This is a genomic window from Burkholderia pseudomultivorans, from assembly GCF_001718415.1.
Classification (GTDB): domain Bacteria; phylum Pseudomonadota; class Gammaproteobacteria; order Burkholderiales; family Burkholderiaceae; genus Burkholderia; species Burkholderia pseudomultivorans_A.
Genome location: NZ_CP013378.1, coordinates 4384377 through 4407202, shown reverse-complemented (window position 1 = coordinate 4407202; position 22826 = coordinate 4384377). Strand labels below are relative to the sequence as shown.

The following is a 22826-nucleotide window of genomic DNA, read 5'->3' as shown; positions in this document are numbered from 1 at the left end:
CGCCGCCGTGCGCGCTCAATCGTTGCTGTCGTTCTTGTGGAAGATCCGCTTCGTCGTGCGCTTGGTGGCGTCCCAGCCTTCGCGCGACGCATGCGCGATGCCGTGACCGACCGTCTTCGCGGCGCTGGCGGTCGCATGGCCGAAGCTGCGCGCGGCCTCGCCGGTCTTGTGCGCAGCTTCCTTCGAGTCGCGCTTGATGTCCTGCTTCACTTCCGACATGTCCGCGTGCGCGAGCGGGCTGATCAGCGCGAGCACGAGCGCGGTGCAAACGAACGGGCGAATTTTCACGACCTGGTTTCCTCGAGTGGATTCATCGGGTGGCTTCATCGGCGGCAAGCGGCGCACGCAAGGCGCCGGCCGCCGCGGCGTCGAGCATGACCGTCGCGCGGCCGCTCAGCAGCACACGCTCGCCGCAGCGCAGCGCGAAGCCGTACAGCACCGAACGGTCGTCGCCGCCGATGCGTTCGGCTTCGATCGTCAGCGGCAGCTCGAACGTGTCGAGTCGCTCGACGAACGCGTCGACATTGCGCACGCTCGCGAGATAGCCGACCCGCGGACGCTCCTGCCGCGCGCCGAGCAGCGCGCCGTGCACGGCCATCGCCTGCGCCGCGTATTCGATTCCGCAGACCGACGCGAGCCGGTCGTGCGAGCGCAGCGGATTGTGCGGATCGCGGTGGCTCGTGGCCGTGCAGCGAATCCGTGCGGCGTCCCACGCATCGACCGTATCGAGCACGCACATCGCACCGGCGTGCGGAACATGCGCGGCGATCCAGGCGTGGTCGAGCGGCGGCGTCGGCGTGATCGTCATTGCGCGCGCTCCGGGGACGCGTCCGGCATCGCGACGTCGACCTGCACGCGCGTATCGTCCAGATAGTCGAGCACGACGCACGTCGTACGCCGCGCGGCCAGCGCGTCGAGCAGCGGCAGCACGCGTGCGGCCGGGTTGCCGGTGCGCAACGCTTCGAGTTCGGCGTGTGCAAGCATGGTTGCCGGTGCATCGGTGAGCTGTACGTCGATGCGCGCGAGCGTCGTTGCATTCGCATCGGGCGCGAGCACGAGCGCGACGCCGAACGCGTCGGCGATCGGCCGCACCGCGTGCAGCGGTTCCGGATAGTCGGTGTCGTAGGCGATCAGCAGGCTCGGCACGCGATCGACCGCGACCTGGCACAGGCTCTCGAGCAGGCCGGCTGCGAAGCTGCCGTCGTGCGCGCACAGCACGTTCGAGGTCGCCATCGCGCGGGTCGCGATGCTCCAGTAGCCGGCGGGCGCGTTGTGCACGGAGTTGTGGAAGCGCGTCGGCGACAGCTGGCGGTCGTCGCCGGCGAGCGTTTCGCAGATCGCATGGCAGTTCTGGCCGTCGCCGCCGGACGCGCTGAACACGGTCGCGAGCGTCGCCGCATCGCGCCCGCTCGCGGCTACCGCTTCATGGCCGACCGCGAGCGCGACGCGCACGACGGGGCCGGTGCGGCGCCGTTCGGCCGATGGCAGGCCGGCCGGCGGCGGCAGCACGGTGCGCGCCGGCGCGTAGGCCGCGCGGCCCGCGAGCACGTCGGCCGCTTGCGGCCAGTCGTTCAGGCCCGGGCCGACGAGGCCGATGCTTTCGATGAAGGCGGTCAGTTTCATGGAGCGACGGCGCCGTGGCGGCGCGCATGATCGGCATGGCCGAGGATCAGGCTGCAATTCGTGCCGCCGAAGCCGAACGAATTGGAGAGGACGGCGCGCACGCGCGCATCGCGGCTCGCGAGCAGGTAGTCGGGCGCGAGGGCCGGGTCGGGCTGCGTCGTGTTGACGCCGGCCGGCACGAACTGCGCGCGCAGCGCGAGCGCGCAGACGACTGCTTCGAGCGCGCCGGCCGCGCCGAGCGTGTGGCCGGTCGCGCCCTTCGTCGAGCTGCACGGCGTGCCGGCGAACAGCGCGCCCATCGCGCGGCTCTCGGCGGCGTCGTTGCTCGGCGTCGCGGTGCCGTGCAGGTTCACGTAGTCGATGTCGGTCGCGTCGAGGCCGGCCGAGGCGAGTGCCTGCCCGATCGCGACGCGCGCGCCGAGTCCTTCCGGATGCGGCGACGACATGTGATGCGCGTCGCTCGATTCGCCGATGCCGAGCAGCAGCACGGCGTCGTCGGCGGGTGCGGCGGGCAGGCGCTCGACGAGCGCGAACGCGGCGGCCTCGCCGATCGAGATGCCGTCGCGCGCGACGTCGAACGGCCGGCACGGCTGCCGCGACAGCAGTTCGAGCGAATTGAAGCCGTACAGCGTCGTCAGGCACAGCGAATCGACGCCGCCGACCACGGCCGCGTCGATCAGTCCCGCTTCGATCATGCGGCGCGCGGAGCCGAACACCTTCGCGCCCGACGAGCACGCGGACGAGATCGCCATCGCCGGCCCGCGCAGCGCGAAATACGCGCGCACGAACGCGGCCGGCGAATACGGGTTGTGGGTGTGCGCGTAGCGGAACTCGGCGGGTAGCGCGCCGCTCGCGGGATCGCGGCGCTGGTACGCGCGCTCGGTCTCGAGGATGCCGGCCGTGCTGGTGCCGACGAATACGCCGACGCGCGCCGCGCCGTAGCGCGACACGGCCGCGGCCACGCGTGCGGCGAAATCGTCCTGCGTCAGGCCGAGCTGCGCGAGACGGTTGTTGCGGCATTCGAAGTCGGCGAGATCGGCGCGCACCGGCTGCGCATCGACGCCGTCCACCGCGCCGATCCACGTGTCGAGATCCGCGCGCTCGAAGTGGCATGGCGCGAGCCCGCCGCGCGCGTGACGCAGCGCGTCGAGAGTCGCGTCGAGGCCGCGGCCGAGGCAGCTGGTGGCGGTGAAGTGCGAGAGCAGGAGAGGTTTCACGAGGATCGCATCCGGGGGCCGGAACGGGCGCCGCAGCAGGGCTGGCAGGCGCGCCGAAGATGGTCAGATTTTATCAAACGGGGGTACGCGAACGGCCGGCGTGCCGGGCGGTTCGGGTGGTTCGGGCGCGAGCGCGGCGCGCAGCGTGGTCCAGCGCAGCTGCGCGTCGGCGGCCGCGCGCAGCACCGTCGGCAGCACGTCGAGCACGACCGGTTCGCCGCGCGCGTCGCGCGCGACGTGACCGTCGTGCACGAGCAGGATGTCGCGCGGTTCGAGTCCGCCGCGCAGCAGGCGGCGCGTGACGCTGCCGGCATCGCGCGCGCGCGTGTCGAAGCCGCGCCGCGTCCAGCTGGCGAGCTGCAGGCCGAGCTCGCACAGCACCGGTTCGAGAAACGGATTGCGCAGCCCCGCAGGCGCGCGGAAAAACAGCGGGCGCGTGCCGGCGATCTCGGTCAGCGCCTGTTGCGCAGCCGCGATTTCGCCTCGCAGCGCGGCCGGCCCCGACAGCGAGAACGTATGCCGGTGCCGCTGGCTGTGGTTTTCGACCGCATGGCCGCGCGCGACGATCGCTTCGATCCACCGCGGATGGCGGCGCGCGCGATCGCCGATGCAGAAGAACGTCGCGCATGCGTCGTAGCGGTCGAGCAGGTCGAGCACGCGCGGCGTGACGTCGGGGTCCGGACCGTCGTCGATGGTCAGTGCGATGCGCCGGCCGGCCTCGGCCGGCAGCCGCGTCCAGTTCGGCCCGAGCAGCGCGCTGCGCGGCCACAGGCCGGCCGCGGTCAGCGCGAGATGCGATGCGACCACGCCGCCGACGGCCCACGGCCACGTGCCGGGCTCGGCGACGACGGCGGCGGCCGCGCCCGCATGCAGCACGGCCGTGCCGGTGATCAGCGGTGCGGGTTTCCAGCGGCGCGGGTCGCCGGGCCGGTGCGGCGCAACGTCCGGGCGCGCGTTCATGCCCGACCTCGCTGCGAAGCATGGCCGCTCGTGCGTGCGTCCGGGCTTGCCGCGACCGTGCGCGGCGCGAGAATCGCCGCGAACGCGAGCGCGAGGATTGCGCCGGGGCCGACGGTCAGCCCGAAGGTTTCGAGCAGCGGCACGTGCGACAGCGCGAGCAGCCCGAAGCCCGCGACCGTCGCGAGGTTCGCGATCAGCAGCGACACGAGCGTGTACGGCGTGACGGGCTGCGCATCGTCGCGCCTGCAGAAGAACAGCGCGTAGTTCGAGCCGACCGCGACGATCAGCAGCATCCCGACCAGGTGCAGGATCGTCAGCGGCACGCCGGCGAGCGCGAAGCCGGCCGTCACGACCAGCACGGCCGCGACCAGCGGTGCGAGCGCGCGCGCGGCGCGGCGCGGCGAGCGCAGCGCGACCAGCAGCAGCACGGCGATCGCCGCGAAACCGGCGAGCGACAGCCGGATGTCCTCGTGCACGTAGTCCACGTACAGGCGGTCGGCCTCGGCCTTCATGTCGACGAACAGCGCATCCGGCACGCCCGCGCGCGCGACGGCCGCGCGGATCGTGGCGGTGTCGAGGCCCGGCGCCGGCTCCACGGCGTGCGTGGCGTCCGGCGCGCGCAGCGGCAGCATCGCGCTCCAGCGGCCCGCGCGTTCGGTCAGCAGCGCGTCGACGGCGAGCGCCATCGACGTGCCGCGCAGGTCCGCGTGCGTGATCGGCGGCGCATGGCGCGCGGCTTCGACATCGGCGATGAACGGCGCGAACAGGCCGGGCTTCAGTTCGATCGGCTGGTTCGCGACGGCGTCGCGCATTCGCGCGGCGAGCGTGTCGGCATCGGGCAGGCTCGCCTGGCGCGCCCGCTGCGCGGCGTTGCTCGGCAGGTAGCGTGCGGGGCTCTCGAAACCCGCGAGCGTGCCGCGCTCGACGAGCGGCTGCAATTGCGCGGCAACCTGCTCGGCGCGTTCGAGCGCGGCCTGCTCGGTCGGCGCGCCGATCACGACGAGATAGCGCACGTCGGGCGCGCCGACGTCGGCGCGCAGGCGTGCGTCGAGCGCCTGCGCGCGCGCCGGCACCGGGCTCAGCGCAGCGAGCTCGCGGCTCCACAGCGCGTCGCGATGCAGCACGAGCGTCGCAGCCGCGGCGACCACCAGCACGGCCAGCGGCCAGCGCAGCCGCGGCGCGGCGTCGGCCGCGCGCGCGAGCACTGCGCCGACGCGCGACACGTCGCGGATCGCGATGTGCGCGCCGCGCAGGTGCGGCAGCACGAAGCGCGTGACGAGTGCGGCGGCCGTCAGCCCGACGATCGAATACAGCCCGAGCTGCACGAGGCCCGGAAAGCCGGAGAACAGCATCGACGCGAAACCGCAGACCGAGGTCAGCACGCCGAGCCGGATCGTCGGCCAGTAGGCGGCGAGCCACGCGCGCGTCGCGTCGGCCGGGCGCGCCGAGCCGGCCTGCGCCGACTGCACGAACAGGTAGATCGAGTAGTCGACTGCCTCGCCGATCAGCGTCGTGCCGAAGCCGAGCGTCAGCCCGTGCACGGTGCCGAACACGACGCTGACCGCCGCGACCCCGGCCGCGACGCCGGACAGCACCGGCAGCAGGCCCAGCGCGAGCGTGCGCGGCGAGCGGTACAGCGTCAGCAGCAGCGCGACGATCAGCACGATGCTCGCACTCGACAGGCGTTCGACGTCGTGCCGGATCGTGTCGCGCGTCTCGACCGAGAACACGCCCGGGCCCGTCATCGCGAGCGAGCAGGCGGCCGCGTTCGGCACCACCTGCGTCGCGGCGGCGAATGCGCGGCGCACCGCGTCGATCGCATGCGCCTGCGCATCGGTGTCGGAGCCGGCGGCGGCCGTCTGCACGACCAGCACCGCGCGCGCGCCGTCGCGCGACGCCCAGACGCCGTCGCGGATCGCCGGCTGCGCGCCGCTGTCGAGCTGGTCGACGAGCGCGCCGACTTCGCCGGTCGGGTCGCGCGGCAGCAGGTCCTTCGCGACGAGGCCCGCAGACGAGCTCAGCAGGTCGAGACTGTCGCCGAGCGCCTGGTGCAGGCCGGCGGCGGAGAAGCGCTGCGGCGTGACCGCCGGGCTCAGCAGGTAGCGATGCTCGAAGACGAACTGCCGGTCGCGCGCCTCGTTCACCGCTTCGCCGTTGTTGACCGCCGCGAACTGCGGATCGGCGCGCAGCGTGCCGGCCACGCGCCGCGACAGCGCCGCGCGCGTGGCCGCATCGCCGCCGTCGATCGCGACCAGGATCAGCCGCGACACGATGCCGTCGCGCAATTGATCGACGAGCACCTGCTGGCCGGCACTCGGCGAGCGCGGCAGGAACGCGGACAGGTCGGCCGTGAAGCTCGCGCGGCTGATCGCGATCCCGCACGCGACGAGCACGAGCAGCCACACGAGCACCGCGCGCTGCTGCAGCGCGTGCAGGCGGCGCGCGACGGGCGAGGGCCGGGTGCGCTCGTCCATCAGTTGGCCGGGACGGGCTGCAGGCGCATCAGCGAATGATCGCCGTCGGCCTGCCGGATCGCGACGCTGCGCAGCACGTCGCGCGTGCCGTCGAGCGTGATCGTGCTGACGACCTTCAGCATCCGCGCATCGAGCGGCGTGAGCGTCAGCGTCCAGTCGTCGCCGCGCCCGGCGAGCGCGACCTTGTACACCTGTTCGAGCGCGAAGCGGTTGCCGGCGAGCGTCGCGCGGATGCTGTCGATGAACGCGCCGAGCTCCGGATAGCGTGCGAGCGCGAGCGTGTACTTGCGGTTGTTGCGCTCGACCGTCAGCATGTCGCCGTCGACCACCATGTGTTCGGGCTTCGGGCTCAGCGTGTGCTTCTCGAGATGGTCGGGTGCGACGAACAGGAGTTCGCCGGACGATTCGACCGGCTGCGCGGCGATCGACAGGTATTTCGTCTCGGTGAAGGTCGCGCGCCCGGACTTGTGCTGCGCGAGCGTCGACATCAGCCGGTCGAGCGTCCAGGCCGGCGCGGTGTCGGCCGCGCGGGCGGGCAGCGCGAACCCGGCTGCGGCGACGGCGGCGGCAACGGCGAGCAGGCGGGCGGCGCGGTGCAGCGCAGGCGGAAAGCGGCGAACGGCGGTCATGCGTCGGAGTCTCTCGTGGCGGGCAGGTCGGCGGGCGTGCGCGTCTCGTCGCAGCGCGCGGCGGCAGCGCCGTCCTGCCAGAAGTCGAAATAATTGAACCAGTTGTACGGCGCCGCGCGGCAATACCGGTCGAGCAGCGCGACATAGCGTGCGAGCGCGTCGTCGATGGCGGCCGCGCGCGCGTCGCGCCGCACGTCCGAGAAATCGGCGAGCGGTTCGAAGTGCACATCGTAGCGGTTGCCGTCGCGATAGAGGCCCGTCATGAAGATCACCGGGCGCCGCAGCATCGCGGCCATGTACAGCGGCCCGAGCGGAAACGCGGCCGGCGCGCCGAGCAGCGGCAGCCGCCGCAGCGACGCGGCCGCGTCGTCGAGCAGCGTGCGGTCGGCGAGCATGCCGACCATGCAGTTCGCGTCGAGCCGCTCGCGCACCTTCAGCATCGAATCGACCTGCCCGAGCGGGATCACTTCCGGCTGCGCGGCCGGATTCACGGCGGCGAGTGTCGCGTTGATGCGGCGCGCGTTTTCCTCGTACATCGTGACGACGACGCGCAGGTCCGGACGCGTGCGGCCGATCGCGCGCACGACCTCGAAGCTGCCGAGATGCGCGCCCATCAGGAACGCGCCGCGTCCGCCGGCGAGCGCATCGTCGACGAGCGTCTGGCCGTGCACGCGGATGTCGAACAGGTCGAAGCGCGCATTCATCAGGTAGATGCGATCGTGGATCGTCGCCGCGAACGTGAACACGTGCCGGTAGACGTCGCGCCAGCGCGCGGGACGGCCGAGCACGCGGCGCAGGTAGTCGCGCGATGCCGCGCATGCGGCCGGCGAGAACAGCACGAAATACGTCGCGACCGCATGCAGCACGATGCGTGCGGGCCGTCGCCCGAGGCGCAGCGAGATCCACGTCATTGCGCGCAGCAGTCCCGCGTTGCTGCGTTCCTGGCGCTCGGCCCACGCGGTGCGCTTCATGCCTGCGCGCCGTCCTGCGCGGCCGGCGGCGCGGACAGCACGCCGGTCGCGACGTCGCGCGCGCCGGCGCGCAGCGTGAAGCGGATCGTGCCGCCGGCGGCTGCGTCGTACGCGAGATCGAGCGGCTCGCCGGGCGCGACCGGGCTCAGGAATTTCGCGGAACCGAGCCGCCACGTATGCAGCGGGCGCGCCAGCGTCGCGGCGAGTGCGGCGATTGCGTGGTCGAGCAGCACGACGCCCGGCACGATCGGGTGGCCGGGGAAATGGCCGGGCAGCGCCGGATGATCGGCGGGAATGGTGAAGCCGAGCGGTGCGGCAGGCGTGTCGGCCGCGCGCGGCGCGGCGGGCGACGCGGATGCCGGGCCGGCGCGCGTATGCCGCGCGACGAGCGCGGCGAGCACGTCGCGCGGCAGCTTGCCCGTTTCGTTGCGCGGCAGCGCATCGACGAACACGAGCGGCCGCGGCAGGAACGCGGGATCGATCCGTTCGCGCAGTGCGCGCTGCAGGTCGGCGGCCGCGAGCGTCGGCGCGACGACCAGCGCGACGAGCCGCGTGACGGGGTCACGGTCCGCGTCGCCGTGCGCCGGCGCGATGTCGTCGGGCATGAAGAACACGCCGTCGACGACCTCGGGAATCGCGTTGAGCTGGTGATTCAGGTACGCGAGCGACGTGCGCTTGCCGGCGATATTGACGAGGTCGGCCTTGCGGCCGTGCAGCAGGAAGCGGCCGTCGCCGAGCAGTTCGAGCGCATCGCCCATCGGCACCGGCGCCTCGACGTGTCCGCCCGACACCCAGACGGTCGGCCCGTGATCGTCGTCGTCGCCGTCGCGCGCGTCGAGGCGGATCTCCGGGAACAGCTGCCAGGCCGCGCCTTGCGCGGTGCGGCGCGTCGCGATCTGGCCGGTCTCGGTGCTGCCGTAGATCTCGACGAGCGGTGCATCGAGCGCGGCCTCGGCCTCGCCCGCCAGTTTCTCCGACAGCGGCGCGGTGGCCGACAGCACGAGCGCCGCGCGCGGCAGCGCCTGGCCCGCCGACACCAGCGCGCGCAGGTGGATCGGCGACGTGACGAGCACGCGCGGCTGCGGGATCGCGGCGAGCTCGTCGCGAATGTCGACCGGATAGAACGGCTGGCGGTTGCTGAATGCGAGTCCGCCGATCAGCGCGAGCAGCACCGTCGATTCGAATCCGTACATGTGCTGCGCGGGCACCGTGCCGATCAGCGTGGCCGCGCGGCCGTCGAGCAGGCCGAGGCGCTCGGCCGCCGCGCGCACGCAGCCGACCAGGAAGCCCCAGGTCTTGCGGTGCGGCACCGGCGCGCCGGTCGAGCCGGACGTGAACACGTAGGCCATGATGCGGCCCGCGTCGATCTGCGGCACGCGGAACGGCGCATCGTCGGCGCCGGCCGCGACGGGGGCTTCGGGATACGCGAAGCGCGGCAGGTCGATCGCGCAGTCGGGCGCGTCGTGCAGGCAGAACGCGTCGGGCGCGAACGACGCGAGCTGGCGCACCATTTCGGGCGTGTGCGTCGACGGCAGCAGGCTGATCCGGCCGGCGACGAGCGCCGCGCACAGGCTCACGGCGAACCGGTAGCGGTCGCGGCACACGTTGAACACGTGGCCGCCGGCGGGCAGCGCGGCGGCCACGCGCGCGACGTCGGCGACGAACGCGCGCACGGTGACGGGCGCGCCGTCGCGCCACGCGATGATCTGCTCGGGCGAAGAATGGAATACCAGCGGATGAGTCGGCATAAATCGGCGAAAACGGAAACAGGGGCCGGCGCGCGCCACGCGGCGCCGCACGGCCGGGAACTCATCGCGAGCCTTGCGTCGATGCGCGATACGCGCGCACCGCGTCGGCCATCCGCGGCCGTGGCTCGTGCGGCAGCGCGAAGCGCCGGCACATATGCTCGGCGACGAACATCACGGCGACCAGCGGCAGCGACAGGTAGTTCGCGAACGTCGACCACGCGACGATCGACGCGCTCGCGAACATCAGCGTCGACACGGCGGCGATCGCGACGAAGAACAGCGTCCACGCGAGCGTGATCTGCCGCGTGTAGCGCGCGACGGCCGGCGTGACCGTGCCGTGGATCATCGTCGCGAAACGCGTGCACAGCGGCATCTGGCCGGCCGCGAGCGTGCGGCCGAACAGCAGCGCCATCGCGAGGTTGAAGCTCGCGTGCTCGAGATACAGGCCCCATTCGAAGTGCTGCGCGAGCGGCGCGCGCGCCGCCCACAGCGCCGCGCAGGCCAGCAGCCACGCCGGCACGAACAGGGCGCGCCGCGGCGAGCGCAGCGCGGCGGCGAGCGCGAGCAGCAGCGGCGGCACGAGCGCCATCGCGAGGCCGAAGCCGTGCGCGCCGGGTGTCGCGACCGCGTAGTGCGCGCCGACCTGGTAGGCGGCCACCGCGCCGACGCCGGCAGCGCCGCGTGCGATGCGCCGCGCCGTGCTCATCGATGGCCTCCAAAGCAGCGCATGCCGCTAGCCGCGGCGCGGCGGCAAGCGGAGCGGCGAAACGGAATCGGTCGGACGGACGGGGGCTGCATGGCTGGATACATCGGATCGATCGGGGGGGCCGGGCGCGGGTCGCCGGGCGGTCAAAAATCATACGAATGACGGCCGGAACGGGCGTCCGAAGGCTGTCGCGCCGCTCATTTTAGGGCCGCGACCGCAGCTGTTCGGAGCGGCCGCCGGCGGGTTTTGTAACCGATTGTATGGCACCGCGCCGGGCGTTTCGCGGGGTCGGTCCATTTCAGTGCGAAGCGGCTCAAGCGTCTCGTTCGTTCGGGGCCCCGAACGACGCGCGGCGCGGGCTCGGCAGTCTGTAACCTTTCGCGGTATACGTCCCGATACCCATCGTCTAGAATCCGCGTAACTTTTACAAACGATCCCCAAATAACGCAGGCGGGGAAGCCGGCAGACGCCGGAGGGATGGAGATTCGCACGCGCCGGGCGTGCTCGAGACGGGCCGGTTCCGGCCGCCTTCCGCTGCCGTCGGCCGCCTGCTCGCAAGCATGATGAACGCACTGGAACAAGAGCTCGCCACGCTGATCGTCGGCGAACTGAACCTCGAAGACGTCCCGCTCGAAACAGTGACGGCCGACACCCCGCTGTATGGCGAGGGCTTCGGGCTCGACTCCATCGACATCCTGGAAATCGCGCTGCTGATCTCGAAGAAGTACGGCTTCGAGCTGCGCTCGGACAATCCCGACAACCAGAAGATCTTCGCGACGCTCGGCGCGCTGGCGGCGTACGTCGCCGCGCATCGCACGAAGTGACGACGCCGCGCGCAGGCACGGCGTGAACGATTACCGTACGTGGCGGCGAACGCAGGACGATTCGCCGCCGCGTCGATCAAGGTGGAACGCGATGGACGGAGCAATTCGATGCGGGCGCTCGTGACGGGCGGCAGCGGCGCACTCGGGCAGGCGATCTGCGCGGCGCTCGCGCAGGCCGGCCATGAAGTGTGGGTGCATGCGAACCGCCATGCCGCGCAGGCGGAGGCGGTCGCGCAGCAGATCGTCGCGGCCGGCGGCGTCGCGCATGCGATCGCGTTCGACGTGACCGATGCCGATGCGACGCTCGCCGCGCTGAGGCCGTTCATCGACGACGCGCCGGTGCAGATCCTCGTCAACAACGCGGGCATCCACGACGACGCGCCGATGGCCGGCATGTCGCAACAGCAATGGCGCAGCGTGATCGACGTGACGCTCAACGGTTTTTTCAACGTCACGCAGCCGCTGCTGCTGCCGATGATCCGCACGCGCCGCGGGCGGATCGTCAACATCGCGTCGGTCGCCGGCGTGACCGGCAATCGCGGGCAGGTCAACTATGCGGCCGCGAAGGCGGGGCTGATCGGCGCGACCCGGTCGCTGTCGCTGGAGCTCGCTTCGCGCGGCATTACCGTGAACGCGGTCGCGCCCGGCATCATCGAGTCGCCGATGGCCGACCATGCGTTCCCCGCCGAACGCATCAAGCAGCTGGTGCCCGCGCAGCGCGCGGGCCGGCCCGACGAAGTCGCCGCGATGGTCGCGTATCTGGTGTCCGATGCGGCGGCCTATGTGACCGGTCAGGTGCTGTCCGTCAACGGCGGCCTCGCATGACGACGCGCGGCGCATCGCGTTGAGGCGGGCCGCGCCGCTTACCAAGGAACCCGAAGTGTCCGTGCAACCCGTCGACGCCGAATGGCGCCCGTCCTCCGAATCGTTCGCCGCGCCGCCGGCCGAAGCCGCGCAGGCCGCGCGGCGCCCGGCCGAGCCGCGTGCGAACGGCGGCGCGTGCGCCTTGCGGCTCGTCCACATGCAGCAGGCGCGGCTCGTCGCGTCGCTGCGCGCCGCGCACGGAAGCGGCGATGCATTCGAACGCGCGTTTCCGGGCGCACTGGGCGCCGCGTGCATCGCGGCTGCGCCGGATATCGACGCGGCCGCCCGCGTGCTGGCCGCTGCCGCGCCCGATCTGCCGCTCGCGCCGGTGCGGATGGCGCTGCTCGGCTCGGCTGCCCCGCAGGGCGGCGCCGTCTACGAAATCTGGCAATGCGATGCGCGCGACCTGCGAAGCGCGCGGCGCGGGCCCGTGCATTACCGCTATAGCGAAGCGGCCGGGCTCGTGTTCGGCAGCATCGTCGTGCACGAAGCCGACACGGCGGCCGGCGACGGCACGCCGCTCGAGCGCGCGACCTGCGACGCCTACCGCGCGCTGTTCGACGTGCTCGACATGCTCGGCATCCCGCATCCGCTGCGGATCTGGAACACCGTGCCGGCGATCAATGCGGAACAGTTCGGGATCGAACGCTATCGTCAGTTCAATATCGGCCGCCAGCGCGCGTTCGATGCATGCCGCCGCGCGCTGACGGGCGGCGTGCCGGCCGCGTGCGCACTCGGCTCGGTCGATCCGGTCGCGGGCGATGCCGCGCCGGACGCGCCGCTGGCGATCCATTTCCTCGCGAGCCGCACGCCGGCCGATCCGGTCGAGAATCCGCGGCAGGTCAGCGCCTATCACTATCCGGCGCAGTACGGCCCGCGCGCGCCGACCTTCGCGCGCGCGGCGGCGTGGCCGCACGCGCCCGGCGCACCGGTGCTGTTCGTGTCGGGCACCGCGAGCATCGTCGGGCATCGCACCGTGCATGCCGGCGACGTCGTCGCGCAGACGCGCGAGACGATCGCGAACCTCGTCGCGGTGCTCGAACAGGCCGCGCGGCAAGGGCACGGCCCGTTCACGCTCGCCGACCTGAACTATCGCGTCTACGTGCGCGATGCCGCCGACGGCGCGGCGCTCGCCGCGATCGAGCGCGTGCTGCGCGAAGCGGCCGGCCCCGACTTGCGCGCGCTGTTCGTCCATGCGGATGTGTGCCGCGACGACCTGCTGGTCGAGATCGAGGCCGGCGCGGGGCACGCGACGGAGTGGCTGTCGTGAAGCGCGAGGGCCTGACGATCCGCGAACCGTCGCCGCGCGCGGGCGATGCTGACGACGCCTGTCGGCGGTCGCCGGCAGGTCATAAACTTTTGTCAGGATCACCGTCTTCGCACTCGGCCGTTTCCATGTCCACGCTGCACGCCTCGTCCACCCATCTCGTGCTGATCCCGAGCTACAACCCGGGTGTCAAGGTCGATGCGACCGTGCGCAGCGCGCGCGCGCAGTGGAACCCCGTATGGGTCGTCGTCGACGGCAGCAACGACGGCAGCGCCGAGCGCCTGCAGGCGATGGCCGAGCGCGATCCGGGGCTGCGCGTGATCGTGCTGCCGGAGAACCGCGGCAAGGGCGCCGCGGTGCTCGCGGGGCTCGACGCGGCCGCCGCGAGCGGCTTCACGCACGTGCTGACGATGGACTCCGACGGCCAGCATCCGGCCGACCTGATCCCGACGTTCATGGCCGCGTCGCAGGCCGCGCCCGACGCGATGGTGCTCGGCCTGCCGAAGTTCGACGCGAGCGCGCCGCAGCTGCGCGTGCAGGGACGCAGGCTGTCGAACCTGTGGGCCGACCTCGAGACGCTGTGGGCCGGGATCGGCGATTCGCTGTACGGCTTTCGCGTGTATCCGGTCGCGCCGCTCGCGGCGATCATGCACCGCCAGCCGTGGATGCGCGGCTTCGACTTCGATCCGGAAGCGGCCGTGCGGCTGTGCTGGGCCGGCGTGCGGCCGATCCGCATCGACGCGCCGGTGCGCTACTTCGGCGAGCACGAGGGCGGCGTGTCGCATTTTCACTACGGTCGCGACAACCTGCTGCTCGCATGGATGCACCTGCGGCTCGTCGCCGGGTTTGCGGTGCGGCTGCCGATGCTGCTGGCGCGGCGGCTTGCCGGCCGCGGCGGCCGGACGGCCGCCTGAGCGCGGCGATTGCCGCCTTCCGGTTTCCAATTCCGCCATTCGCCGCGCTTCTCGCGCCGTTTCGCCGCGTAATGAAGGTGTCATGGAATGTAAACATCTGGTAATTTTCTGCCGGATTATGCAAAATCGCCGCTCCCAAATACAACTACCGAGGGATCCGGGATGCAACTCAAGAAAGCAGTGGCGGCGTGTGGCGTGGCGTTTCTGTTGAGCGCGTGCGGCGGCGTGCAGAGTCTCGACGCAAACAGCCTGACGTCGGCGGGGACCAACCTGTTCAAGGCGGCGACGCTGTCCGATGCGGACATCGCGGCGCTGTCGAACGACTCGTGCAAGGCGAGCGACGCCGAATCGAAGATCGCGGCGCCGAACAGCGCGTACGCGAAGCGCCTGACGAAGGTGATGAAGGGCTTCGGCGACATGACGCTGAACGGCCAGAAGATCAACTACAAGGTCTACATGACCAAGGACGTCAACGCGTGGGCGATGGGCAACGGCTGCGTGCGCGTGTACAGCGGCCTGATGGACATGATGAACGACGACGAGCTGCGCGGCGTGATCGGCCATGAAATGGGCCACGTCGCACTCGGCCACTCGAAGAAGGCGATGCAGACGGCCTACGCGGTCAGCGCGGCGCGCAGCGCGGCCGGTGCGGCGTCGCCGGGCGTGGCGGCGCTGACGAGCTCGCAGCTCGGCGACATCACCGAGAAGTTCATCAACGCGCAGTTCTCGCAGACGCAGGAAAGCGCGGCGGACGACTATTCGTTCGACCTGATGAAGCAGAAGGGGATGAACCAGAAGGGCCTCGTCACCGCGTTCCAGAAGCTCGCGCAGCTCGACGGCGGCCAGAGCTCGATGATGAGCTCGCACCCGTCGTCGGCGAGCCGTGCGCAGCACATCCAGGACCGCATCGCGAAGGGCAGCTGATCGTCCGGTCGCGGCGGCGCGCTGCCGCCGTCGCGGCGAAGCCATGCCGGCGATGCCGGTGCTCCAGCGCAAACCCCCGCGTTCTCCGGAACGCGGGGGTTTGTTTTTGCGCGGACGCGAGAGCGTCCGGCGGCTTACGGCACCATGCCCGGCAGCAGGTACGCCTGCGCGAGCGTGATCAGCCCGACGATCACCGCGAACAGCAGGCTGTGCCGCACCGTGAAGCGGAACAGCTCCGATTCCTTGCCGATCAGCCCGGTCGCCGCGCAGGCGACCGCGATCGACTGCGGCGAGATCATCTTCGCGGTCACGCCGCCCGTCGTGTTCGCGGCGACGGCGAGCGTCTCGGGCACGCCGAGCTGATGCGCGGTCGCCTGCTGCAGCGAGCAGAACAGCGCGTTCGACGACGTGTCCGAGCCGGTCAGGAACACGCCGAGCCAGCCGAGGAATGGCGAGAAGAACGGGAACGCGGCGCCGGTGCCGGCGAGCATCAGCGCGAGCGTCGACGACATCCCCGAATAGTTCGCGACGAAGGCGAACGCGAGCACGAAGCCGATCGACAGGATCGGGCGCGTCAGGTCCTTCAGCGTTTCGCCGAACGTGACGAGCGCGTCGCGCGGCTTCATCCGCAGCAGCGCCATCGAGATCAGCGCGGTCACGAGGATCGCGCTGCCGACGGCCGACACGAGGTCGATCTTCAGCACCGCATCGAGCGCCTTCGGCGTCGCGGCGATCGGCGCGGTCTTCACGACCAGCTGGTCGAGGCCCGCGACGTGGAATTTCAGCACGGTCGCGGCGAGCGCGCCGTGCGCGCCGAACAGCGCCTTGAACGGCGCGAGGCTCCACACGGTGACGACGGCCGTCAGGATCAGGAACGGCGACCATGCGCGCACGGTCTGCGCGAGCGTGTACGGCGACGCCTGACGGCTCGCCGGCGCACCGAACCCGTTGCCGCCGGCGCCGAAGCCCGCGAGCGCCGCGCTGCCGCCGCCGGACGCGACCAGGCCGCCTGCCGCCTGCCGCGCCGTTTTCGGCTGCCAGACCTTCAGGAACGCGGCGAGCGCGACCAGGCTGACGAGCGACGACGTGATGTCCGGCAGTTCCGGCCCGATATGGTTCGACGTGAAGTACTGCGTGATCGCGAAGCTGCCGCCCGCGACCAGCGCGGCCGGCCAGGTCTGGCGCACGCCGCGCAGGCCGTCCATCATGAACACGAGCCAGAACGGTACGGCGAGCGACAGCAGCGGCAGCTGGCGGCCGGCCATCGCGCCGATGTGGAACGCGTCGATGCCCGTCACCTGTCCGGCGACGATGATCGGGATGCCCATCGCACCGAACGCGACCGGCGCGGTGTTCGCGATCAGGCACAGCCCGGCCGCGTGCAGCGGACGGAAGCCGAGGCCGACCAGCAGCGCGGCGGTGATCGCGACCGGCGCGCCGAAGCCGGCCGCGCCTTCGAGGAACGCGCCGAACGAGAAGCCGATCAGCAGCATCTGCAGCCGCTGGTCGTCGGTGATCGACAGCACGGACGCGCGGATGATGTCGAACTGGCCAGTCTTCACGACGATCTTGTAGAGGAACACCGCCGCGACGATGATCCACGCGATCGGCCAGATGCCGTAGGCGAAGCCGAAGCCGGCCGCCGCGAGCGCCTGCGGCACGGGCATCCCGTACGCGAGGATCGCGACGCCGAGCGACAGCAGCAGCGTGATGGCCGCGGCGACGTGCCCCTTCATCCGCAGCGCGGCGAGCGCGACGAAAAAGAAGATGATCGGAATCGCGGCGACGAACGACGACAGCGCGAGGCTGCCGAGCGGGGTATAGATCTGGTGCCAGGCCTGCAAGGTTGTCTCCTCCATGGTGGGTCTTTATCGGTACAGGTCAGAAAACGGACGGGCTCATTCGGGCTGGCCGCGGGCGCGCAGCAGGTCGGACAGGCTGCGCGGCGCCGGTTCGAGCGGCGTGCGGTGCTGCGTCCAGCCCATCTGCCTGGCGGGCGTCAGCGCGCGCAGCCGCGTCGCGGTCCAGCGGAACGCGCGGTACGCACGCGGATGCGCGAACGCGCCGGACCAGAAGCGCCATACGAGGTCTTCCGCGCGCGTGTAGTTCGCGCCCTGGCCGCGCAGCGGATGCGCGACCGGCTCGTCGGGCTTGCGGTTCGCCTCGGTGCGCAGCCGCACCAGCAGCTGCGGAATCGGGATGCGCACCGGGCACACCTCGCCGCATGCGCCGCACAGCGTCGATGCGGTCGGCAGGTCGGCCGTCGCGTCGAGGCCGAGCAGGTGCGGCGAGATGATCTTGCCGATCGGCCCCGGATAGGTCGTGCCGTACGCGTGGCCGCCGATGCGCGTATAGACGGGGCAGTGGTTCATGCATGCGCCGCAGCGGATGCATTGCAGCGTCGCGCGCAGCTGTTCGTCCGCGTACGCCTGCGTGCGGCCGTTGTCGAGCAGCACCAGATGCACTTCGCGCGGGCCGTCGCGTTCGCCGTCGCGGCGCGGTCCCGAGATCAGGTTGAAGTAGGTCGTGATCGCCTGGCCGGTCGCGGAGCGCGTCAGCAGGCTCGACAGCGGCACGATGTGCTCGAGCTTCTCGACGACCTTCTCGATCCCCATGATCGCGATATGCGTGTCGGGCACCGTCGTCGACAGGCGGCCGTTGCCCTCGTTCTCGACGAGCCACAGCGTGCCGGTGTCGGCCGCCGCGAAGTTCACGCCGGACAGCCCGATGTCCGCATCGACGAACGCGCGGCGCAGCGCGCGCCGGCCGGTCTGGATCAGCTCGTCGACGTCTTCCGTGTAGCGCGTGCCGGGAATGTGCTCTTCGAACAGTTCGGCGATGTCGCCGCGCGTCTTGTGAATCGCCGGCATCACGATGTGCGACGGCTTCTCGCCCGCGAGCTGCACGATGAACTCGCCCATGTCCGACTCGATGCAGTCGACGCCGCGCGCCGCGAGGTAATGGTTCAGCTCGATTTCCTCGCTCGCCATCGACTTGCCCTTGATCACACGGCGCGCCTTGCGCGCCTGCGCGATGCCGAGCACGATCGCGTTCGCGTCGTCGGCCGTCTCGGCCCAGTGCACGTGCACGCCCGCTTCGACGAGCCGGGTCTCGAGCCGTTCGAGCAGCGCGGGCAGCTGCGCGAGCGCGTGCTGCCGCACCGCTTCGCCGAGATCGCGCAGCTGCTGCAGCTCGGCGTCGTCGGGGAATTGCGCGGTGCGCTTGCCCTGCAGGAAGTCCATCGCGCCGCGAAAGCTGCGGCGCAGCGCGGGATCGTCGAGCGCGGCGCGCGCGCGGGCCTTGAAGTCGCCGGGGGCGACGAATTGCAGCGCCTGGTCGCTCATCGCGGCATTCCTTGCGAGGGCGCGGCCGGCGGCACGGGCGCGGCGGCGGTGTCGGGCGCGGCGTTCGACCGCGCGTCGGTGACGATCACGACCCACAGGCGGCGCGGGCCGTGCGCGCCGTATGCGAGCGTCTGCTGGATGTCGGAGGTTTTCGACGGGCCCGACACCAGCACGAGGTTGGTCGGCATGCCGGCGTGCCAGCGCTCCGCGTGCACGGCGGCATGCAGGTCCGCATGCAGCGTGCGCGCGTGGACCAGCGCGACATGCAGCGGCGGCACCAGCGACACCGTGCGCGGTGTGCCGGGATCGGGCGCGAGCACGACGGTGCCGGTGGCCGCGATGCCCGAGCGCGCGACGGTGAAACCCGCGTCGATCGTGTCGAACAGTTCGGTTTTCCACGCGTCGATCGGCCGGTCGAACGGCACGGTCGCGACGCTGTCGGGCAGCACGCGCGCGAGCGCCGCGCATTCGGCGCGGGCCGGGTCGAGCAGCAGCCGGCGCACGCCGGCGTCGGCGAGGCGCGCGGCGAGCTGTGCGGGCCATGCGTCGGCGCTCGCGCACCAGACTTCCGCGTGCGACGCGCTCAGCGCGGCCTGCATCGTCTGGACGAGCGCATCCGCAGCGGGCGCGGCCGGCGCGCGCCGTGCCGCGTAATGCGTATCGATGCGGGCATCGAGCGCGGGCGCGGCGCTCGCGGCGACACCGGGCGCGGCCGCGCGCAGGCGCGCGAGGATCGAGGCGCGCGCGTTCATTGCCGGTCTCCGCGCAGCGACGATGCGCCGGCCGTGCGCCGCCACAGAAAGCTCGCGAGATGCTCGACCGGCAGCGGCGCGCCGGCCTTGTCGGCTGCGTGGCCGATGTTCAGCAGGCAGCCGCAGTCCGCCGACACGAGCCGGTCGCAGCCGGTCGCGCAGGCCGACGCGACCTTGTCGCGGACCATCGCGCCGGAGATGTCGGGATGCTTCAGCGAAAACGTGCCGCCGAAGCCGCAGCATTCGGATTCGCGTTCGTGTTCGACGCGCGTTACGCCCGGCAGCGCGTCGACGAGCGCGACGCCGTGTACGCGCGTGCCCATCTCGCGGCGTGCGGCGCACGACGTGTGCAGCACTACGCGCTCGTCGCGCGCGGCGGCCGCGACTGCGTCGAGCCGCACGTCGAGCACGTGCACGAGGAATTCGGCGAGTTCGTAGGTCCGTTCTGCAATCGCGCGGGCCTTCGGGCCCAGCACCGGATCGTCGGCGAACAGCGCCGGCCAATGGTGCCGGATCATGCCCGCGCACGAGCCGGACGGCACGATCACCGGCCACGGCTCGGCGAACAGGTCGAGCTGCGCGGCCGCGACGCGGCGCGCTTCGTCGGGATTGCCGCTGCTGTACGCCGGTTGCCCGCAGCAGCTCTGGCCACGCGGATAGTGGACGGTCAGGCCTTCGCGCTCCAGCAGGCGAACCGCGTCGAGTCCCGCTTCGGGGACGAACAGGTCGACCAGGCAGGTCGCGAACAGATAGGCGTGCGCGGGGACGGCGGCGGGGTATTGCCTTTCGATCATGTCTCGCTCCAGGGGCGCCGGCCCGGCACGCGGATGCGGGGCGGCGATTTCGCTGCATAATTCCCGCGACGGCGCCGCAGCTCAAATTGGTTGGGCCAATCGGCGGCGCGCGGGCGAAGGAGACGCGAGATGGCGGCGATGACGGCACGGGGCAGGACCGAGGTGGTGATGCGCAAGATCGAGACGGCGCTGCTCGACGGCACCTGGCCGGCCGGCACGCGGCTGCCGGCCGAGCGCGTGCTTGCGCAGCAGTACGGCGTCGCGCGCAACACGGTGCGCGAGGCGACCCAGCGGCTCGTCGCGCGCGGGCTGCTGCAGAGCCGGCGCGGCGCGGGCGTCTACGTGACCGACCAGTTGCGCGCGGGCATCGCGTCGCCGTGGGGACAGCTGGTGGCCGATCATCCGGCGCTGCGCGACGACATCCTCGAGTTCCGTCGCGTGCTCGAAGGCGCGACCGCGTATTTCGCCGCGCTGCGCGCCGATGCGAACGATCGCCGCCGGATCCGCGCGCTGCTGCGCGAACTGGAGGTCGCGCACGCGAACGACGACCGGGTCGTCGAGGCGGCGACCGATGCGAAGCTGCACGAGGCGATCGCGCTCGCGTCGCGCAACACGATGTTCCTGCACCTGCATACGAGCGTGCTCGGCATGCTGCGCGAGCATATCTCGATCAACGTGTCGGGGATGACCGAGCAGGACGACGACGCGTCGGACCTGCTGCTGCGGCAGCACCGCGTGGTGTGCGACGCGATCTGCGCGCATCGGCCCGAGGAGGCGCGCACCGCGATGCAGACGCATATCGACTACGTGCGCAGCCATTTCGAGCGCAGCGGCGGCGCGTAGGTGGGCTATCCGCAGGCTCGCGTTCGAGTTGAATTGGTTGGACCACATCGTTCGTGCGGGCGCCGGGCGCGCGATGCGGCGTACAGGGGCGGTTGCGCGCGCGTTTGGCGGCAAGCCGCGAAGTCGGGGCGGTCGGGTTTGACGGCAAGGCGCCGGCATCCGCGCCATCGCCGCCCGTCCGTCGGGCCCGCCCGGCCAGCCGGCCGCTCCCGTCACACGATTGACCGCGTCATCGGCCGCCCACTAGAATCGGCCGGAACCGCCCGTCAGCCGCGCGCCGCGGCGAGTGCGGACTCGTTGATCCGCCTGTCGAGGAAGCCCCGTGCTCATGTCTTTGTTCCGGCGCGCGCCGGCCGCCCGTCAGCGGTGCGCCCGCTCTGCCCGCGTGCTGGCCGCCAGCGCGCTGCTGTCGCTCGTCGCCGCCTGCGCGACCCATCCGCCCGCCACGGCGCTCGATCGTCCCGTGTCCCACGCGCTGTCGTCGGCCGTCGCGACGCCGCTGCGCGACGCGCTGGCCGCACCCGAGGCCGCGCATCCGGGCCAGTCGGGCTTCCGGCTGCTGGCCGACGGCGCCGAGGCGCTGCAGATGCGCATCGCGCTCGCGCGCGCGGCGACCAGGACGCTCGACATGCAGTACTACATCGCGACCGAGGACACGACCGGCAAGCTGCTGCTCGGCGCGGCGCTCTATGCGGCCGATCGCGGCGTGCGCGTGCGGATGCTGGTCGACGACCTGAACTTCCGCGACATCGACCGCGTGATGGCCGCGCTGAACACGCATCCGAACATCGAGATTCGCGTGTTCAACCCGTTCGGTGCGTCGCAGCAGGGCGTGGTCCGCCGCACGGCCGATTTCCTGACGCGGATCGACAGCTTCACGCGCCGCATGCACAACAAGGCGATGATCGCGGACAACCAGCTTGCGATCGTCGGCGGGCGCAATCTCGGCGACGAATACTTCAGCGCGAGCCAGACGCTGCAGTTCCGCGATCTCGACGTGCTGGCCGCCGGCCCCGTGACGAACGAGATCTCCGGCAGTTTCGACGCGTACTGGGCGAGCGCCAGCAGCTATCCGCTGCGCGTGCTGAACCACCAGTCGTTCGACCCGAAGGATCTCGACGCGATGCGCGACGAGCTGCGCGACCACTGGCGCAAGAATGCCGACCCGTACAACGCGAAGCCGCTGAACGCGACGCCGCTCGCGCAGCAGATCGCACGCGACGAGCTCGGGCTCGTGTGGGCGCCGGCCGAGTTCAAGGTCGATGCACCGGACAAGGTCGCGCAGCCGACCGGTTACGTGAGCCCGCCGATGCAGCGCCTCGTCGAGCTGACGCGCGCCGCGCAGCTGGAATTCCTCGCGTTCTCGCCGTATTTCGTGCCGCACGACGCGGGCGTGAAGATCCTCGGCGATACGGTCGCGCGCGGCGTGCGCGTCGCGATCCTGACAAACTCGCTGGCCGCGACCGACGCGGTGGCCGTGCAGGCCGGCTATGCGCCGTATCGCGTGCCGCTGCTGCAGCGCGGCGTCGAGCTGTACGAGTTCAAGGCGCAGCCGGGCCAGGAGCGTGCGCGGGTGCTCGGCCTGCGCTCGCGCGCGAGCCTGCATGCGAAGGCGTACGTGATCGACCGGAAGATCCTCGTGATCGGCTCGATGAACCTCGACCCGCGTTCCGCGCACCTGAACACCGAGCTGGCGCTCGTGATTCACAGCCCGGTGCTCGCGCAGCAGGTCGCGACCATCTTCGCGCGGGACACGCAGCCCGACGAAAGCTATCGCCTGAGCCTTGCGCCGTCGGCCGGCGGCGCGCCGCCGGCGCTCGAATGGACGGGCACCGACAACGGCGTGTCGACCGTCTATCACGTCGATCCGCACGCGGGGCTGCTGCGCAACGTGCTGACCGGCGTATTCACGCTGCTGCCGGTCGACGACCAGTTGTAAAAGGGCCGGAAGCGCTCCGGCAAAACCCGCGAT

Annotated in this window: 21 protein-coding genes; 7 read left to right on the top strand and 14 right to left on the bottom strand. The window is 71.6% G+C overall.

Features of this window, described 5'->3' with window-relative positions; translation table 11 throughout:
- Positions 1-15: 15 nt before the first annotated feature.
- From WS57_RS32660 to WS57_RS32615, 10 genes are all read right to left on the bottom strand, one after another.
- Positions 16-327: a hypothetical protein gene (locus WS57_RS32660; protein ID WP_040128196.1), complete on the bottom strand. Its 312-nt coding sequence runs from the start codon at positions 325-327 to the stop codon at positions 16-18.
- Positions 311-808, bottom strand: coding sequence for a hotdog family protein (locus WS57_RS32655; protein WP_069245332.1), 498 nt, complete (start codon positions 806-808; stop codon positions 311-313). Before WS57_RS32655 ends, WS57_RS32660 begins: the two co-directional genes overlap by 17 nt.
- The gene (locus tag WS57_RS32650; RefSeq protein ID WP_069245331.1) at positions 805-1623 is read right to left on the bottom strand and encodes a beta-ketoacyl synthase chain length factor; all 819 of its coding nucleotides are present in this window, start codon (positions 1621-1623) and stop codon (positions 805-807) included. Before WS57_RS32650 ends, WS57_RS32655 begins: the two co-directional genes overlap by 4 nt.
- Entirely contained in the window at positions 1620-2840 is a 1221-nt protein-coding gene (locus WS57_RS32645; protein ID WP_040128190.1) for a beta-ketoacyl-[acyl-carrier-protein] synthase family protein, read from the bottom strand. Before WS57_RS32645 ends, WS57_RS32650 begins: the two co-directional genes overlap by 4 nt.
- A 63-nt stretch (positions 2841-2903) precedes the next feature.
- Positions 2904-3800: a polysaccharide deacetylase family protein gene (locus tag WS57_RS32640; protein WP_069245330.1), complete on the bottom strand. Its 897-nt coding sequence runs from the start codon at positions 3798-3800 to the stop codon at positions 2904-2906.
- Positions 3797-6274, bottom strand: coding sequence for an MMPL family transporter (locus tag WS57_RS32635; protein ID WP_069245329.1), 2478 nt, complete (start codon positions 6272-6274; stop codon positions 3797-3799). The genes WS57_RS32640 and WS57_RS32635 overlap by 4 nt, the downstream gene beginning before the upstream one ends.
- Entirely contained in the window at positions 6274-6903 is a 630-nt protein-coding gene (locus tag WS57_RS32630) for an outer membrane lipoprotein carrier protein LolA (RefSeq protein WP_059513334.1), read from the bottom strand. Before WS57_RS32630 ends, WS57_RS32635 begins: the two co-directional genes overlap by 1 nt.
- A complete protein-coding gene (locus WS57_RS32625; protein ID WP_059513336.1) occupies positions 6900-7874 on the bottom strand; it encodes an acyl-CoA synthetase in 975 nt (324 codons plus the stop codon). The genes WS57_RS32630 and WS57_RS32625 overlap by 4 nt, the downstream gene beginning before the upstream one ends.
- Positions 7871-9622, bottom strand: coding sequence for an AMP-binding protein (locus WS57_RS32620; RefSeq protein WP_069245328.1), 1752 nt, complete (start codon positions 9620-9622; stop codon positions 7871-7873). The genes WS57_RS32625 and WS57_RS32620 overlap by 4 nt, the downstream gene beginning before the upstream one ends.
- 61 nt (positions 9623-9683) lie before the next feature.
- Positions 9684-10328, bottom strand: coding sequence for a hypothetical protein (locus WS57_RS32615; RefSeq protein WP_069245327.1), 645 nt, complete (start codon positions 10326-10328; stop codon positions 9684-9686).
- A gap of 560 nt (positions 10329-10888) precedes the next feature.
- Between WS57_RS32615 and WS57_RS32610 the strand changes: the two genes are divergently transcribed.
- The 5 genes from WS57_RS32610 to WS57_RS32590 all read left to right on the top strand — a co-directional run bounded on the left by WS57_RS32610 (position 10889) and on the right by WS57_RS32590 (position 15121).
- Positions 10889-11152 (top strand): phosphopantetheine-binding protein, encoded by a 264-nt coding sequence (locus WS57_RS32610; RefSeq protein ID WP_208610309.1) that lies wholly within the window; start codon positions 10889-10891, stop codon positions 11150-11152.
- A gap of 108 nt (positions 11153-11260) precedes the next feature.
- Positions 11261-11977, top strand: a complete 717-nt coding sequence (gene fabG, locus WS57_RS32605; protein WP_059478776.1) for a 3-oxoacyl-ACP reductase FabG — start codon at positions 11261-11263, stop codon at positions 11975-11977.
- Positions 11978-12032: 55 nt separating this feature from the next.
- Positions 12033-13286, top strand: a complete 1254-nt coding sequence (locus WS57_RS32600) for an endoribonuclease L-PSP (RefSeq protein WP_069245509.1) — start codon at positions 12033-12035, stop codon at positions 13284-13286.
- 125 nt (positions 13287-13411) lie between these two features.
- Positions 13412-14197, top strand: coding sequence for a glycosyltransferase family 2 protein (locus tag WS57_RS32595; RefSeq protein ID WP_081055817.1), 786 nt, complete (start codon positions 13412-13414; stop codon positions 14195-14197).
- Positions 14198-14359: 162 nt separating this feature from the next.
- Positions 14360-15121 (top strand): M48 family metalloprotease, encoded by a 762-nt coding sequence (locus tag WS57_RS32590; protein ID WP_009691029.1) that lies wholly within the window; start codon positions 14360-14362, stop codon positions 15119-15121.
- A gap of 134 nt (positions 15122-15255) precedes the next feature.
- On the opposite strand, the gene WS57_RS32585 is transcribed toward WS57_RS32590, so the two are convergent.
- Genes WS57_RS32585 through WS57_RS32570 form a run of 4 tightly spaced genes read right to left on the bottom strand, consistent with a single transcriptional unit; the run spans position 15256 to position 20011 of the window.
- Positions 15256-16965, bottom strand: coding sequence for a lactate permease LctP family transporter (locus tag WS57_RS32585; RefSeq protein WP_059513346.1), 1710 nt, complete (start codon positions 16963-16965; stop codon positions 15256-15258).
- 54 nt (positions 16966-17019) lie between these two features.
- A complete protein-coding gene (locus WS57_RS32580) occupies positions 17020-18465 on the bottom strand; it encodes a LutB/LldF family L-lactate oxidation iron-sulfur protein (RefSeq protein ID WP_059513348.1) in 1446 nt (481 codons plus the stop codon).
- Positions 18462-19217: a LutC/YkgG family protein gene (locus tag WS57_RS32575; RefSeq protein ID WP_069245326.1), complete on the bottom strand. Its 756-nt coding sequence runs from the start codon at positions 19215-19217 to the stop codon at positions 18462-18464. The genes WS57_RS32580 and WS57_RS32575 overlap by 4 nt, the downstream gene beginning before the upstream one ends.
- Positions 19214-20011, bottom strand: a complete 798-nt coding sequence (locus WS57_RS32570; protein WP_069245325.1) for a (Fe-S)-binding protein — start codon at positions 20009-20011, stop codon at positions 19214-19216. The genes WS57_RS32575 and WS57_RS32570 overlap by 4 nt, the downstream gene beginning before the upstream one ends.
- Positions 20012-20140: 129 nt before the next feature.
- On the opposite strand from WS57_RS32570, the gene WS57_RS32565 reads away from it, so the two are divergent.
- On the top strand, positions 20141-20854 hold the full coding sequence (locus WS57_RS32565; protein ID WP_040128171.1) for a FadR/GntR family transcriptional regulator: 714 nt from the start codon (positions 20141-20143) through the stop codon (positions 20852-20854).
- Between the two features lie 322 nt (positions 20855-21176).
- Positions 21177-22793: a phospholipase D family protein gene (locus WS57_RS32560; protein WP_069245324.1), complete on the top strand. Its 1617-nt coding sequence runs from the start codon at positions 21177-21179 to the stop codon at positions 22791-22793.
- Positions 22794-22826: the final 33 nt, after the last annotated feature.